General features: G+C 71.7%; 12 protein-coding genes and 1 pseudogene. 7 read left to right on the top strand and 6 right to left on the bottom strand.

What is annotated here, in order from left to right; genetic code table 11:
- The first annotated feature begins 195 nt into the window (after positions 1 to 195).
- Both ABH940_RS03885 and ABH940_RS03880 read left to right on the top strand, forming a co-directional pair.
- Complete coding sequence (locus ABH940_RS03885) at positions 196 to 1,002, top strand: serine hydrolase (protein ID WP_370104251.1); 807 nt, start codon at positions 196 to 198, stop codon at positions 1,000 to 1,002.
- A 118-nt stretch (positions 1,003 to 1,120) separates the two neighbouring features.
- The gene (locus tag ABH940_RS03880; protein ID WP_370104249.1) at positions 1,121 to 2,350 is read left to right on the top strand and encodes an amino acid deaminase/aldolase; all 1,230 of its coding nucleotides are present in this window, start codon (positions 1,121 to 1,123) and stop codon (positions 2,348 to 2,350) included.
- A gap of 69 nt (positions 2,351 to 2,419) precedes the next feature.
- On the opposite strand, the gene ABH940_RS03875 is transcribed toward ABH940_RS03880, so the two are convergent.
- The gene (locus ABH940_RS03875) at positions 2,420 to 3,445 is read right to left on the bottom strand and encodes a DUF2510 domain-containing protein (protein ID WP_370071846.1); all 1,026 of its coding nucleotides are present in this window, start codon (positions 3,443 to 3,445) and stop codon (positions 2,420 to 2,422) included.
- Positions 3,446 to 3,779: 334 nt separating this feature from the next.
- On the opposite strand from ABH940_RS03875, the gene ABH940_RS03870 reads away from it, so the two are divergent.
- Entirely contained in the window at positions 3,780 to 4,157 is a 378-nt protein-coding gene (locus ABH940_RS03870) for a hypothetical protein (protein ID WP_370104247.1), read from the top strand.
- A 35-nt stretch (positions 4,158 to 4,192) separates the two neighbouring features.
- On the opposite strand, the gene ABH940_RS03865 is transcribed toward ABH940_RS03870, so the two are convergent.
- Genes ABH940_RS03865 through ABH940_RS03855 form a run of 3 tightly spaced genes read right to left on the bottom strand, consistent with a single transcriptional unit; the run spans position 4,193 to position 7,830 of the window.
- A complete protein-coding gene (locus ABH940_RS03865) occupies positions 4,193 to 4,999 on the bottom strand; it encodes a 3-oxoacyl-ACP reductase (protein ID WP_370071848.1) in 807 nt (268 codons plus the stop codon).
- Between the two features lie 18 nt (positions 5,000 to 5,017).
- Positions 5,018 to 6,412, bottom strand: coding sequence for an aldehyde dehydrogenase (locus ABH940_RS03860; RefSeq protein ID WP_370104292.1), 1,395 nt, complete (start codon positions 6,410 to 6,412; stop codon positions 5,018 to 5,020).
- Between the two features lie 47 nt (positions 6,413 to 6,459).
- Complete coding sequence (locus tag ABH940_RS03855; RefSeq protein WP_370104245.1) at positions 6,460 to 7,830, bottom strand: glutamine synthetase family protein; 1,371 nt, start codon at positions 7,828 to 7,830, stop codon at positions 6,460 to 6,462.
- Between the two features lie 90 nt (positions 7,831 to 7,920).
- Between ABH940_RS03855 and ABH940_RS03850 the strand changes: the two genes are divergently transcribed.
- The 3 genes from ABH940_RS03850 to ABH940_RS03840 all read left to right on the top strand — a co-directional run bounded on the left by ABH940_RS03850 (position 7,921) and on the right by ABH940_RS03840 (position 11,792).
- A complete protein-coding gene (locus tag ABH940_RS03850) occupies positions 7,921 to 8,712 on the top strand; it encodes a FadR/GntR family transcriptional regulator (protein ID WP_370104243.1) in 792 nt (263 codons plus the stop codon).
- Positions 8,713 to 8,846: 134 nt separating this feature from the next.
- On the top strand, positions 8,847 to 9,581 hold the full coding sequence (locus tag ABH940_RS03845) for a gamma-glutamyl-gamma-aminobutyrate hydrolase family protein (protein ID WP_370071851.1): 735 nt from the start codon (positions 8,847 to 8,849) through the stop codon (positions 9,579 to 9,581).
- Between the two features lie 90 nt (positions 9,582 to 9,671).
- Positions 9,672 to 11,792: an alpha/beta fold hydrolase gene (locus tag ABH940_RS03840; RefSeq protein WP_370104241.1), complete on the top strand. Its 2,121-nt coding sequence runs from the start codon at positions 9,672 to 9,674 to the stop codon at positions 11,790 to 11,792.
- A gap of 30 nt (positions 11,793 to 11,822) precedes the next feature.
- Here the strand turns inward: ABH940_RS03840 and ABH940_RS03835 are convergent, their stop codons facing one another.
- On the bottom strand, positions 11,823 to 12,740 hold the full coding sequence (locus tag ABH940_RS03835) for an SDR family NAD(P)-dependent oxidoreductase (RefSeq protein WP_370104239.1): 918 nt from the start codon (positions 12,738 to 12,740) through the stop codon (positions 11,823 to 11,825).
- Between the two features lie 195 nt (positions 12,741 to 12,935).
- On the opposite strand from ABH940_RS03835, the gene ABH940_RS03830 reads away from it, so the two are divergent.
- Entirely contained in the window at positions 12,936 to 13,883 is a 948-nt protein-coding gene (locus ABH940_RS03830; protein WP_370104290.1) for a 5'-3' exonuclease H3TH domain-containing protein, read from the top strand.
- Between the two features lie 31 nt (positions 13,884 to 13,914).
- Here the strand turns inward: ABH940_RS03830 and ABH940_RS03825 are convergent.
- Positions 13,915 to 14,673: pseudogene (locus ABH940_RS03825) on the bottom strand (AAA domain-containing protein); the annotation flags it as partial.
- Between the last annotated feature and the right edge of the window lie 95 nt (positions 14,674 to 14,768).

Below are 14,768 nucleotides of genomic sequence, written 5' to 3'. Positions count from 1 at the left end.
CGGCCAGGCTCCTTCTCTACCGTCGACGGGATGGTCCGTCATGGTGCATGGCGTGTGCTCCTTGGGGTGGGGACGGTGCTCACGGCCGTCGTTCTGTGTGCGGTTCTGCTGCACGCTTCGGCCGCGCGGCGGCCGGAGGCGAGGCCCTCGGCCGCTCCTTCGAGGATCCGGACGAGGACGGTGAGATCGTTACCTGTGCCACGTCACTCCCCCTCCGCGCCGCCGACCCGCAGCGCGACACCGACACCACGTCCCACTCCCCCTCCCACATCGGCCCCGGCCCCGACTCCGACCCTGCACACCGACGGCATCGACGCCGCTCTCGCGAGCGCGGACGGGAACGCGGCGGTCGCCGCCGTCGACCTGACCACCGGCCTCTCGCTCGATCGCGGGGACACCGGGCACGCGTTCGTCACCGCGAGCATCGTCAAGGTCGACATCCTGGCCACACTGCTGCTCCAGCACCAGGACAACGGCACCTCGCTCGACTCGGACGAGCGAGCGCTCGCCCGGCAGATGATCGAGAACAGCGACAACGACGCGGCGACCAGTCTCTTCGACGCGGTGGGCGGTGCGTCCGGGGTGGACGCGGCCAACCAGCGCTTCGGCCTGAACGACACCAGTGCCGGGACCGGCGGCTACTGGGGTCTGACCACGACCACCGCGCGCGACCAACTGACCCTGCTGCGCCAGGTGTTCACTTCGCACTCGCACCTGGACCGCGGCTCCAGGGAGTATCTGGACTCGCTGATGTCCTCCGTCGAGCCGGACCAGGCCTGGGGCGTCAGCGCGGCGGCCGACGACGGCGGGTCGTTCGCGCTGAAGAACGGGTGGCTGCCGCGCTCCGCCACCGGCCTGTGGGTGATCAACAGCATCGGCGAGGTCCACCGGGACGGCCACACCCTGCTGATCGCCGCGCTCTCCGACGACATCCAGAGCATGGACGGCGGCGTCGGCCTGGTGCAGCGCGTCGCTACAGCCGTCGGATCCGCCTTCGACTGACCCGAACTGGACCCGAGCGGGGTCGGTGCGGGGTCGGTGCGGTTCGGACGAGTCGGATGGTTCGGACGAGTCGGACCGACCCCTACCCGCAGGTAGTTCCGTGTGGCAGGCTTCGGCCATGGTGCACCGTTCCGCTGGTTCCCTTGCCGTCGGCTCCCTCGCTGCCGACCGCGCACGTTACGACCGTGCCACGGCGCATCTCGACGCCCCGCTGGCGATCGTCGACCTTGCGGCGTTCGACGCGAACGCCGCCGACCTGGTGCGCCGCGCGAGCGGCAAGCCGGTCCGGGTGGCGAGCAAGTCGGTGCGCTGCCGGACGCTGCTGGAACGGGTGCTCGCCAAGGACGGCTTCCAGGGGATCATGAGCTTCACCCTGGAGGAGTCGATCTGGCTGGCCCGCGAGGGCTTCGACGACATCCTGCTCGCCTACCCGTCGGTGGACCGCGCGGGGTTCGCCGCGGTGGCCGCCGACCCGAAGCTGGCCGGGGCGATCAGCGTCCTGGTCGACGACCCGGCCCAGCTGGACCTGATCGACGCGGCTCGCGAGGGCGGGACCGAGGAGATCCGGGTCTGCCTGGAGCTGGACACCGCGCTGCACCTGCTGGGCGGGCGCGTCCGGATCGGCGCGCGCCGATCGCCGCTGCGTACGCCCGAGGCGCTGCGCGGGCTGGCGGAACTGATCGGCCGTCGGCCGGGCTTCCGGGTGGTCGGGCTGATGGCCTACGAGGGCCACGTCGCCGGGGTCGGCGACAGCATCGCCGGGCGGCCGTTCCGGTCCCGGGCGATCCAGCTGATGCAGCGGACCGCGCGCCAGGAGCTGGCGGCGCGGCGCGACGCCGTGGTCCGGGCCGTCCGCGAGGTCGCCGACCTGGAGTTCGTCAACGGCGGCGGCACCGGCAGTGTGGAGAGCACCGTCGCCGAGAGCTGCGTGACCGAGGTGGCCGCCGGCTCCGGGCTCTACGTCCCGCGCCTCTTCGACAACTACCGCTCCTTCAGCGGCCGTCCGGCCGCGCTGTTCGCCCAGCCCGTGGTGCGCCGTCCCGGTGTGGGCGTGGTGACCGTGCTCGGCGGCGGCTACCCCGCCTCCGGCGCGGCGGGCGCGGACCGGTCACCCGTCCCCTACCTCCCGGAGAGCCTGCGCTACGACCCGCAGGAGGGCGCGGGCGAGGTGCAGACGCCGCTGCTCGGCTCCCCCGCAGACGATCTGCGAATCGGCGACCGGGTCTGGTTCCGGCACGCCAAGGCCGGCGAGCTGTGCGAGCGCTTCGCCACGCTGCACCTGGTCGAGGGCGACCGCGTGGTCGAGTCCGTGCCGACCTACCGGGGCGAGGGCAGGACCTTCCTCTGACGTCGGATCAGCTGACGGCGGTGGCCCCGGTCGAGGACTCGACCGGGGCCACCGCCGTTGGGAGTCGGCTCAGCTGCTGCCGGGCGCGTCGCTCGCAGAACCTGACGACCCCGACGAGCCCGCGCTGCCGCCGCCGGTGAGTGCGCCGGCGGAGAAGTCGGTGATGCTGGAGACGATCTGGTCCATCTCGGAGACGCTCGGGGCCTTGCTCGCGATGTCGAAGCCCATCCGCACGGCGACCAGCTTGTTCCCGGCCGTGTTCGGGAAGACGACGGTCTCCACCGTCCCGTTGTTGCCGACCTTGGCGTCCACCTGCCACCGGACCAGGTAACCGGAGCGGCCCGCGACGGTGACGGCCTTCTGCTCCAGGACCTGGTGGCCGGTGATGGCGGCGTAGGACTCCTTGGCAGCGGCGGAGATGTCCGTCTCGGCCGCGGCCTGCACGCCGGTGCTGACGGGAGTGCTCAGGGTCACACTGTCGACGCCCGCGAGGGAGCAGGAGTTGCTCGACCCCGCGCAGGTGTAGCTGCCGAAGTAGGCCGAGGCGTGGCCGTCCTGCGTCGTGCCGCCGGTCCAGCCGCTCGGGACCGGGAAGCTGATGCCGTCGACGACGTCGACCGCCGTGTTCGAACCGCTGCCGCCGGAGCCGCCCGTGCTCCCGCCCGAACCGCCGGTGCTGCCGCCGCCGCTGCTGCCGCCCGAACCGCCGGTGCTGCCGCCGCCGCTGCCGAACGGGTTGAGCCCGCCGCTGCCACCGGAACCGCCGTTGCCACCCTGACCGCCGTTGCCGTCCTGGGAGAACGGGCTGCTCGACGCGGTGGTCGACGCGTTGTCGTGGTGCATCACCAGGTACGTGCTGAGCGTGCCGAGGCCCGCGCCGACCAGGGCCGCCGCGACGCCCACGACCACCAGCGGGCGGCGAGGTCCGCGCGTGGGCGCGGCCGGGGGCTCACCGGAGATGAAGACCGTGGTCTCGTCGCTGCGGGTGCTGACGGTCCATTCGGAACCGTTCCACCAGCGTTCGCCGATGTGGTCGGGGTCGGCCGGCTTGGGGTCCGGATACCAGCCGGCTGGTGGGGGCGTCGTATCACTCACGTGGGCAACGTACCGTGCGGCCGATAAGCATCCGATCAGCTCCGCCTGTCGAGCCGTGCGCCGAGCCTTGCGCCGAGTCGTCGCGAACCGTCGCGAACCGTGCCGGCTCGCACCGCGTCGTGGCGCGTCTTCCCAGGTCAGGACAGGCCGGGGCAGGCCGGACCGAGCGGTGCTCCAGGGCTGGGACGGGTCTTGACGTGCGCGGATATCGCCCGCAGATTGTGGCGCGAACGCCGAACCGCGGGAAGGACAGCGCCATGAGGGGTACCAGCAGATCGGATCAGCTCGGGCGCTGGGGTCGCTCGCGTCGGAGGACGGCGGGTTCTGGACGCCGATGGCGCGGGGGCAGGCGGAGCTGGTCCTGGTCGAGCTGGTCGCCGTCCTCGCGGTGCTGGCGCTGCGTCCGCTGCTGGCGCGGGTTCCCCGTGCCCGCCTGCCCTACGGGCCCGTGCCGGTGCTGGCGTTGGCGTTCGTCGTGGTCTGCGCGGCGGTGCAGTGGCAGGAGTTCGGCTTCGCCGACGCGTCGACGCTCGACACGCTGCTCGGCATCAGCGACCGGGCCAAGGAGATGCTGCCGGGCCTGCTCGCGGGCTGGTGGCTGCTGCGCGGGAACCGTCGTGCGAGCTTCCCCACGACGATTCCCGCGCAGCGGGACGAGTCGGTCATCGAGCTCACCCTCGAACCCTTCGAGGTGCTGACCGAGCGCGGCTGAGACCCCGACCGGCCCGCCACGTTCTCCTGGGTCTCCTACAGCGGGGTGACGTACGCGCCGGAGATCCCGCCGTCGACCAGGAACTCGCTGGCGGTGATGAACGCGGAGTCGTCGCTGGCCAGGAACGCGACCGCGGCGGCGATCTCCTCGGCGTGCGCGAACCGTCCGACCGGGATGTGGACCAGACGGCGCGCGGCGCGCTCCGGGTCCTTGGCGAACAGCTCCTGCAGCAGCGGCGTGTTCACCGGTCCCGGGCAGAGCGCGTTGACGCGGATCCCCTCGCGGGCGAACTGGACGCCCAGCTCGCGGGACATCGCCAGGACCCCACCCTTGGAGGCGGTGTAGGAGATCTGCGAGGTGGCTGCGCCCATCTTGGCCACGAAGCTGGCCGTGTTGATGATCGAGCCCTTGCCCTGCCGCTGCATGTACGGCAGCGCCGCCTTGCAACAGAGGTAGACCGAGGTCAGGTTGACCTCCTGGACGCGGCGCCAGGCGTCGATGCCGGTGGTGAGGATGGAGTCGTCGTCGGGCGGCGAGATGCCCGCGTTGTTGAAGGCGACGTCGACGCTGCCGTAAGTGTCGAAGGCGGCCTTGAACAGCGCCTCGACCTGCTCGGCGTCGGTGACGTCGACCTTGACGAAGAGTCCGCCGACCTCCTCGGCGGCGGCCTTTCCGGCCGTCTCGTCGATGTCCGCGCAGACGACGTTCGCGCCCTCGGACGCCAGCCGGCGGGCGGTGGCCAGGCCGATCCCGGAGCCCGCGCCGGTGACGACGGCGGTCCGGCCGACCAGACGACGGCAGACCGGCGCGGCCTGCTGCTCCTCGTGCTGAGTGGTGGTCACCACGTGTCTCCTGTCTTCCTATTCCTCGGTGCTGATGAAGACGTTCTTGGTCTCGGTGAAGTGCGCCAGTGCGTCCGGGCCGAGCTCGCGGCCGAGGCCGGACTCGCCGAAGCCGCCGAAGGGCGTCCAGTAACGGACCGAGCTGTGCGAGTTGACGGACAGGTTGCCCGCGTTGACGCCGCGCGCCATCCGCACCGCGCGGCCGATGTCGCGCGTCCAGAGCGAGCCGGAGAGCCCGTAGCGGGTGGCGTTGGCCAGCCGCAGCGCGTCGGCCTCGTCGGTGAAGGGGAGGACGACGGCGACCGGCCCGAAGATCTCCTCGGTGGCGGCGCGGCAGCCCTCGTCCTCGGGCGCGAGCAGCGTCGGCGCCTGCCAGAAGCCGGGGCCCTCCGGGGCCTTGCCGCGGGCCAACACCGGCACGTCGTCGGTGAGGTAGGAGCGGACCCGTTCGCGCTGGACGGCGGAGATCAGCGGGCCCATCTCGGTCGCCGCGTCGCGCGGGTCGCCCACACGGACCGCCTCGATCGCGGGCGCGACCAGCGCGAGGAAGTCGTCGTAGACCTTTCGCTGGACCAGGATCCGGGTTCGGGCACAGCAGTCCTGGCCGCTGTTGTCGAGGAACGACATCGGCGCGGCGGCTGCGGCGCGCTGCAGGTCGGCGTCGGCGAAGACGATGTTGGGGCTCTTTCCGCCGAGTTCGAGGGTGACCCGCTTCAGGTCCGCGGCGCAGCGGGACATGATCCCCTTGCCGACCGGGGTGGAGCCGGTGAAGACGATCTTCCGTACGCCGGGGTGGTCGACGATCGCCTGCCCGGTGATCCGCCCGTGGCCGGGCAGCACCTGGAACAGGCCCTCGGGCAGACCGGCCGCCAGCGCGATGTCCTGCAGCAACAGCGCGGTCAGCGGGGTGGTCTCGGCCGGCTTGAGCAGCACCGAGTTCCCGGCCGCCAGCGCGGGTGCGAAGCCCCAGGCGGCGATCGGCATCGGGAAGTTCCACGGCGCGATCACCCCGACGACGCCGAGCGGCTCGTGGAAAGTGACGTTCAGGCCGCCCGCGACCGGGATCTGACGGCCGGTCAGCCGCTCGATGCCGCCTGCCGCGTACTCCAGCAGGTCACGGGCGTTGCCCGCCTCCCAGCGGGCGTTGCCGAGGGTGTGCCCGGCCTCGGTGACCTCCAGGTCGGCCAGCTCGTCGATCCGCGCGTCGACGCCGTCGGCGAAGCGGCGCAGCAGGCGCGCCCGGTCGCCGGGGGCGAGCGCGGCCCACGACTGCTGGGCCTTGGCCGCGCGTTCGACGGCGACGGCCACCTGTTCGGGTGAAGCGGCCGGGATCTCCGCGACAACCTCTTCCGTCGCGGGGTTCAATACCGTCAGAGATTCGGGGAGATCGCGAAGTTCGGGTAGATCGGGAATTTCGGGAAGTTCGGGGAGCGAAGCAGTCCTGGCATTCACGGGGCGGCTCACATGCGCTCGAAGGAGCGGTAGCGCTCCCAGTCGGTGACGGCGGTGTCGAAGGCGTCCTGCTCGACCTGGGCCATGGTCAGGTAGTGCTGGACGACGTCAGGACCGAAGGCGGCCTTGGCGAGTTCGCTGCCGGCCCAGAGCTCGGCTGCCTCACGCAGGGTCGTCGGCAAGTGGGCGTAGTCGGCGGAGTAGGCGTTGCCGGTGCACGGTTCGGGCAGCTCCAGGCGCTGTTCGATGCCGTGCAGTCCGGCCGCGATCATGCCCGCGATGGCGAGATAGGGGTTGACGTCGCCGCCTGGCGCGCGGTTCTCGAAGCGCAGCGAGGGCCCGTGGCCGACGACGCGGAGCGAACAGGTGCGGTTGTCGGGGCCCCAGGCCACGGCGGTCGGCGCGAAGGAGCCCGGCCGGTACCGCTTGTACGAGTTGATGTTGGGTGCGTAGAGGAGCGTCAGCTCGCGCATGGCCGCCAGCTGACCGGCGAGGAAGTGCCGCATCAGCGGGGACATGTGCCCGCTGCCGTCGGCGAAGGCCGGGCTGCCGTCGGCGTCGCGCAGCGAGAGGTGGATGTGGCAGCTGTTGCCCTCGCGCTCGTCGTACTTGGCCATGAAGGTGAGCGCCATGCCCTCCTGGGAGGCGATCTCCTTGGCGCCGGTCTTGTAGACGCTGTGCTGGTCACAGGTGGTCAGCGCGCGGTCGTAGCGGAAGGCGATCTCGTGCTGCCCGAGGTTGCACTCGCCCTTGGCGGACTCCACGACGAGCCCGGCGGCGCCCATCTCGTTGCGGATCCGGGCCAGCAGCGGCTCGATCCGGGCGGTGGCGAGGAGGGAGTAGTCGGCGTTGTACTGGTTGGCCGGGGTCAGCGTGCGGTAGCCGCGCTCCCAGGCCTGTTCGTAGGTGTCGCGGAAGACGATGAACTCGAGCTCGGTGCCCGCCCAGGCGGTCAGCCCGCGCTCGGCCAGGCGGTCCAGTTGCCGCTTGAGGATCTGCCGGGGTGAGGCGACGACGGGCGTGCCGTCCTCCCAGGTCAGGTCGGCGGTGACCAGCGCGGTTCCCAGCTGCCAGGGCAGCCGGCGGAGCGTGTCGAAGTCCGGGCGGAACACGAAGTCGCCGTAGCCGGTCTCCCAGGAGGCCATGGTGTAGCCGGGCACGGTGTTGAGCTCGACGTCCACGGCGAGCAGGTAGGCGCAGCCCTCGCTGCCGTGGGCGACCACCTCGTCGAGGAAGTGGCCGGCCGCGAAGCGCTTGCCCTGAAGCCTGCCCTGCATGTCGGTGAAGGCGAGGGCTACGGTGTGGATCTCTCCTGACGCGACGAGGCCACGGAGCGCCTCCAGGGTCAGGGGCGCTTGCAGGGGCGCCTGAGAAGTCATGGGTGGTGCCTCCGGGTGCATGGGGACATGTGGACCGGGTCGGGCGCTTTAAAGGTATGGCCTTGTACCATTGAAAGGGAAGGGGGTGCCATGATCGAAAAAGACGTGTCCGCCGACGGCGGCTCCAGGGCCTCGGGCGACGGCGCATCCGTCGTCGACGCCTACGCGGCCGTGCTGCGTCCGGTTCGCTCCGGCAACACCTTTGAGGAGACGGTCCAGAAGGTGCTGCAGCTGGTCCGGTTGGGCCTGGTCCCGGTCGGCGAGCGGTTGCCGCCCGAGCGCGAGCTCGCGGAACGGCTCCAGATCAGCCGGGTGACGCTGCGTGAGGCGCTCAAGGTGCTGCAGGACGCGGGAGTGCTGGAGGTCCGCCGCGGCCGGTACGGGGGCGCGTTCGTCCGCCAGCCCGTCGCCGCGCCGTCCGCCGCCGAGGGCGACGGCGAGCAACTGCGGCGCCGCACCGAGGAGTTGGGCGACCAGCTGGAGGACACCCTGCTCTTCCGCGAGGTCCTGGAGGTCGGCGCGGCCGAGCTGTGCGCGGCACGCCGCCCCATCGGCGCCGAGGCCGAGCTGCTGCGCGAGTTGCTCACCGCCACCGGCGAGGCCTCACTCGACGAGTACCGGCGGGTAGACACCCGGCTGCACCTGGCCGTCGCCGAGCTCAGCGGCTCCCCCTCCGTGGCCGCGCACTACGCGACGGTGCGCGCCACCGTCAACGAGCTGCTCGACTGCATACCGCTGCTGCCGCCCAACCTGGACCACTCCCAATGCCAGCACGAGCAGCTGGTCGAGGCGATCCTGGCGGGCGACCAGGACCGCGCCCGCGCCGCGATGCGCGAACACCTCGCCGGCACGGCCGCACTGCTGCGCGGCTTCCTCGCCTGACCACCTCTGCTTCCCAGCCTGCCCGCCTTTGCTGCCTCCCCCGACTGCCTCTGCTTCTCCGCTTCCCTTCCGTTCACCTTTCCGTACAGCTTTTCGTACAGCTTCCGTCCCTGCCCCTCACTCCGGAGGTCTCCGTGCCCCGCCCGCTGATCGGCATCACCACCTATCTGAACTCCGCCAGTTGGGGAGTCTGGCGGGACACCCCCGCCGATCTGCTGCCCAGGCGCTACGCCGAGTTCATCCAGGCGGGCGGCGGTCTGGTCGCCATGCTCCCGCCCGACGACCACCCGGACGCGGCAGCCGAGGCGGTCGCCCGGCTGGACGGCCTGATCATCGCCGGTGGACCCGACGTTGCCCCGGCCCGCTACGGCGCGGTCGCCGACCCGCACACACAGGCCCCCACCCCCGACTCCCTCACCCGCGATGCCTGGGAACTCGCGCTGATCCGCGCGGCCCTCGACCGCGAGCGACCGCTGCTGGGCATCTGCCGCGGCATGCAACTCCTCAACGTCGCCCTCGGCGGCGACCTGACGCAGCATCTGCCGAACCTCATCGGCGGCAATCTGGAGCACTCCCCCGCTCCGGGCCGCTACGGCCACCACACCGTCAACGCCGTCGACGGCACTCGCACCGCAACCATCCTCGGCACCGACGCCCTCACTGTTCCCACCTACCACCACCAGGCCGTCGCCACCCTCGGCCACGGCCTCCGTCCCTCCGCCCACGCAGACGACGGCACGGTCGAGGCGGTGGAGGGCGGGGGCCAATCCTTCCTCCTCGCCGTCCAGTGGCACCCGGAGCAGGACGACGACGCCCGCCTCACCGCCGCCCTGGTCCACGCCTCCGCCCGGGTCCACGCCGCGAGCTGACTGGCCGGCGGTGCGCCGATGGTGCGCCGACGGCGCGATCTGATCGCACCACCCCTGGTCGAAAGACCCGGGCCCGGCAAGACTGTCCGCATGCCGACGAACCCGCAGCAGCCCCATGGGGCAACGCCGTTCCACGACCTCGACGCCTTCCTCGCGATCCCGCGCATCGGCGGGCTCGCGCTCTCACCCGACGGATCGTGCCTGGTCACGACCGTGTCGGAACTCTCCTCCGACCGGACCCGGTCCATCTCCGCGCTGTGGGAGCTCGACCCGGAGGGCGAACGGCCCGCGAGGCGGTTGACCCGGTCCGACAAGGGCGAGTCCGCGCCCGCCTTCCGTGCGGACGGCGCGCTGCTGTTCCTCTCCGGCCGGGCGCAGCCCGACGCGCCGAAGGGCGAGCCGGAGGTGAAGACGGCCACGCTGTGGGCGCTGCCCGCCGACGGCGGCGAGGCGGAGCGGATCCTGCACCCTGCCGCCGGGGTCGACTCGTTCGCGACGGCGCGGTCGGGTGGTCGGATCGCCTACCTCTCCCCCCGGCTCCCCGGCGCGGTCGACGCCGAGTCGGACGCCGCGCTGCGCAAGGCGCGTGACGAGGCGAAGGTCAGCGCCGTACTGCACGAGGACGCGATCGTGCGCTACTGGGACCACGACCTCGGCCCCGGTCGCCCGCACGTCATCACCGCCTCGGACACCGCCCCCGCCGAGGCGCCGGTGGACTGCGGTTCCTCGAACGCCTTCGAGCCCACCGTCGTGATCTCCCCCGACGGCTCGCTCGTCGCCTGGACCGCGCTCAGCGGCGGCCACCCGGACACCACCACCGAAGTGATCGTCGTCTCCGACGCGGTGACCGGCAAGGAGCTGCGGCGGATTCACGTCGACGGCGTCTCCTTCACGTCCGCGCTCTTCACCCCCGACTCGCGCGGGCTGGTCTGCCTGCGCTCACTCAACTCCTCCTGGGAGAAGAGCCACGAGGCCACGCTGTGGTACTTCACCGACGCCACCGACCCCCTCGACGCGGGCCGCGACCTGCTGCCGGACTTCCCGCACTGGCCGGGAAACGTCGCCGTCTCCCCCGTCCCGGGGCGGGACGGGGCACCGGTCGTCTTCTTCACCGCCGACACGGAGGGCCGTTCGCCGATCTACCGGCTCGACACCGCCGACACCGGCAACTCCGGCAACACCGCCACGCGCAATGGCACAGGCAACGGCAACGGCAACCGCAGCGGCACCCCGACCCGCCTGACGCTGTCGGGCGCCTACACCAACCTGACCGTCTCCCCGGACGGGACGACGCTCTACGCGCTGCGCGCCGCGGTCGACAGCCCGCCGACCCCTGTCCGCCTGGACGCGCGGCGCGCCGACCAGGACGACCCGGCGGTCCTGCCCGCGCCCGGCCGGATCGCATCGGTCCCGGGGTCGCTGACCGAGGTCACCACCACCGCCGAGGACGGCACCCCGCTGCGCGCCTGGCTGGTCCTGCCGGAGGGCGCGTCGGCGGAGCGTCCGGCACCACTCCTGCTCTGGGTTCACGGCGGGCCGCAGATGAGCTGGAACTCCTGGACCTGGCGCTGGAACCCGTGGGTCGCGGCTGCGGCCGGCTACGCCGTCCTGCTGCCCGACCCGGCCCTCTCCACCGGCTACGGCCAGGAGATGCACGCCCGCGGCTGGGGTGACTGGGGCGGCAACCCGTTCACGGACGTGCTCGCCCTCACCGACGCCGCGCTGGAGCGCGACGACCTCGACGCGGAGCGGACCGCCATGATGGGCGGCTCGTTCGGCGGCTACATGGCCAACTGGATCGCCGGCCACACCGACCGGTTCAAGGCCATCGTCACCCACGCCGCCCTCTGGAACCTGTACTCGTTCAACGGCACCACCGACGCGACCGCCTGGTGGCGCAGGCACTTCGGCGACCCGCTGACCCGGCCGGAGCGGCTGGACTCCTCCTCCCCGCACTTCCACGCGGCGTCCATCCGGACCCCGATGCTGGTCGTCCACGGCGACAAGGACTACCGCGTCCCGATCGGCGAGGCACTGGCGCTCTGGTCGGACCTGGTCCGCTTCGAGGTCCCGGCGAAGTTCCTCTACTTCCCGGACGAGGGCCACTGGGTGCTCAAGCCCAACAACGCCAAGCTCTGGTACACCACCGTGCTGGCGTTCCTCGCCCACCACGTGCTGGGCGAGGAGTGGCGCCGCCCCGACCACGTCTGAGCCGGACGGCGCCAGGCGACCGACAGGGTGTCAGACGGTGTAGGTGACCCCGGTCAGCTCCTCCGACACCGACCACAGCCGTCGCTGTGCGTCGGTGTCGTGGGAGGCCCGGGTGGAGTTGACCCGCTTCGGCGCGCCGCGCATCTCCTGGAATCCGTCGGGTCCGTAGTACTCGCCGCCCTGCGCCTGCGGGTCGGTCGCGGCGCGCAGCGACGGCAACGCGCCGGCCACGGCGGGCTGGGCCAGCAGCGGCTCGACCAGAACCCGGTTGGCGGGCTGCAGGAACTGCGGCAGATGACGCGTCAGCTCGGTGCTGGAGTAGCCGGGGTGGGCGGCCAGCGCCACGGTCCGGACGTTCTCCGCGGCGGCGAGACGGCGCTGCAGCTCGTAGGTGAAGAGCAGGTTGGCCAGCTTGGACTGCCCGTAGGCGAGCACCCGGTTGTAGCTGCGCTCGGACTGCAGGTCGTCGAAGTTGACGCCGCGTCGGGCGAACTGGTGGGCCAGGCTGGCCACGACCACGATCCGCGAGTCGGGCACGTCGCGCAGCAGGTCGAGCACGAGCCCGGTGAAGGCGAAGTGCCCGAGGTGGTTGGTGCCGAGCTGCAGCTCGAAGCCGTCGGCGGTCCGGCCGTACGGCGGGAACATCACCCCGGCGTTGTTGACCAGCAGGTCGACGCGCGGGTGCCGCTCGTGCAGCTCCTCCGCCGCCGACCGGACGGAGTCCAGCGACGCCAGGTCCAGCCGGAGCACCTCGGCCTTGCCGTCCCCCTGCTGTCCGACCTCGGCGGCGGCCTGCTCGGCGCGCTGCGGATCGCGGCAGGCCATCACGACGGTCGCACCACGCGCGGCAAGGACCTTGGCGGTCTCCAGCCCGAGACCGCTGTTGGCGCCGGTGACGACGGCCACCCGGCCGCTCTGATCGGGTACGTCGGCTGCGCTCCAAGCCACGAAGGCCCTCCGAATCCGAGAATCACAGAAAAGTAAACGCTGTAAACAACAGCCTTGTCCCGATCGTGCGCCTCCGCCGTGGGGGCTGTCAAGCGCCGAGGTCAGCGCCGCTCCCGCGAAGTGCAGTGGTGTCCGACCGCGACTGTCGGTGCCGTACGGCAAGATGAGCGTATGAGTCGAACCGCCCCCCGGCTGATGCTGCTGGACTCCGCGAGCCTCTACTTCCGCGCCTACTTCGGCGTTCCCGACTCCGTGCGGTCCCCGCAGGGCGAGCCGGTCAACGCGGTGCGCGGGCTGCTCGACTTCATCGCCCGCCTGGTCGCGGACCACGCCCCGGACCAGCTGGTCGCCTGCATGGACGCCGACTGGCGTCCTCAGTGGCGCGTCGACCTGATCCCGAGCTACAAGACCCACCGCCTCGCCCAGCCCGCCGACGAGGCGTCAGGCGACGCTTCCGGCGCGGCATCCGGCGCGGAGGAGATCCCGGACACGCTCTCCCCGCAGGTCCCGGTCATCACCGCCGTCCTCGACGCCCTCGGCATCGCCCGGCTCGGCGTCCCCGACTACGAGGCCGACGACGTCATCGGCACCCTCACCACGCGCGCCACCGGACCGGTCGACGTGGTGACGGGTGACCGGGACCTCTTCCAGCTCGTGGACGACGCCCGGGGCGTCCGCGTGCTTTACCCGATCAAGGGCATGGGCACCCTCCAACTCACCGACAACGCCCAGCTGATGGAGAAGTACGGCGTCACCGGCGCCCAGTACGCCGACATGGCCGCCCTGCGCGGCGACCCCAGCGACGGTCTCCCCGGCGTCCCCGGCATCGGCGACAAGACCGCCGCCAAGCTCATCACCCAGTTCGGCGACCTCGCCGCGATCCAGGCGGCTGCCCTGGACCCCTCCGCCAAGCTCACCCCCACCCAACGCAAGCGCATCGCCGACGCCACCGGCTACCTCGCCGTCGCCCCCAAGGTCGTCCGCGTCGCCACCGACGTCCCCATCCCCACCGACCTCGACCCCACCCTCCCCACCGAACCCCGCGACCCCATGACCCTGGAAGAACTCGCCACCCGCTGGGGCCTCGGCGGCTCCCTCACCCGCGTCCTCGACGCCCTCGCCCAGAACGGAAATAGGACCTGAGGATTCGCTTTTCCGGCGGGCGGACAATGAGTCAACTCACGGGATAGCCATACACCGGTGGCGCGCTCGATGTGAGCCCCTCGAGGAGTGACTGCTTCACCCGGAGGTGTAAGCCGTCCGGCGCGAGGCGGCTGGTGGAGCCGTCACAAGAGGCCGGCGAGCGGTTCGCCGATGCGGATGCGCCATGCGGGGATGCGGACCGTGCGGACGACGGTGCCAGGCTTGCGCCTTGGCCGCCGCTGGGCGCGCCGGTGAGCAGGTCCGCCCGGGTGTGGAGCAGCCGTAGGTGACGTGCGAGGTCGTCCTGGTCGTGGGGGCCGGTGTCGATGAGGACGGCCATGTTGCCTTCGGGCGTGGTGATGATGAAGTCGCAGAGGTGCCCCATGACGGTGGTGGCGCGTTCACATGCTGACAGGCCCTCTGTGCGGAGCCGGGGTTGGAGGAGGTCCGCGAGGTGGGTGCGCTCATCGTCTTGGATGGCCGTGGGTGGGAGGTGCTCGTCGGCCGAGGCGGTGCAGTGCGCGGTGAGGATCTGAGGAAGGCCGCTGCGGGAGGCCCACAGGTCGCGGTGTCCGACGACAGCGAGGCGGGACTTGGCGCGGGTGATGGCCACGTTCCAGATCCGGGTCTGTTCGGCTACCCAGGTGATGCTGTCTGCGGGGCTGTCCGTGGTTGGGACCAGGCTGAGCACGACGGCGTCGAACTCCCCGCCCTGGACGGAGTGGATGGTGCCGACGTGGACTCTGCCCTTCGCACCCTGTAGTGCTTTCAGGCGCCGCTCAACTGCGCTTTTCTGGGCGTGGCACGGGTCGAGTGGATCGTGGGTCTGTCGCCTGGGACGCGGGGCTCGGCTGTGGCGTAGCGGAAGCCCGGGCGTGGGCTCGC

It is taken from the genome of Streptacidiphilus sp. BW17 (genome assembly GCF_041262485.1).
Lineage (GTDB): Bacteria > Actinomycetota > Actinomycetes > Streptomycetales > Streptomycetaceae > Streptacidiphilus.
This window is presented reverse-complemented; position numbering and strand designations above follow the sequence as displayed.

Excerpts from the sequence above, each read along its gene's own strand:
- ABH940_RS03880 (WP_370104249.1), top strand. The coding sequence starts at position 1,121 with ATGGTGCACCGTTCCGCTGGTTCCCTTGCCGTCGGCTCCCTCGCTGCC.
- ABH940_RS03870 (WP_370104247.1), top strand. The coding sequence starts at position 3,780 with ATGGCGCGGGGGCAGGCGGAGCTGGTCCTGGTCGAGCTGGTCGCCGTC.
- ABH940_RS03855 (WP_370104245.1), bottom strand. The coding sequence starts at position 7,830 with ATGACTTCTCAGGCGCCCCTGCAAGCGCCCCTGACCCTGGAGGCGCTC.
- ABH940_RS03850 (WP_370104243.1), top strand. The coding sequence starts at position 7,921 with ATGATCGAAAAAGACGTGTCCGCCGACGGCGGCTCCAGGGCCTCGGGC.
- ABH940_RS03840 (WP_370104241.1), top strand. The coding sequence starts at position 9,672 with ATGCCGACGAACCCGCAGCAGCCCCATGGGGCAACGCCGTTCCACGAC.
- ABH940_RS03830 (WP_370104290.1), top strand. The coding sequence starts at position 12,936 with ATGCTGCTGGACTCCGCGAGCCTCTACTTCCGCGCCTACTTCGGCGTT.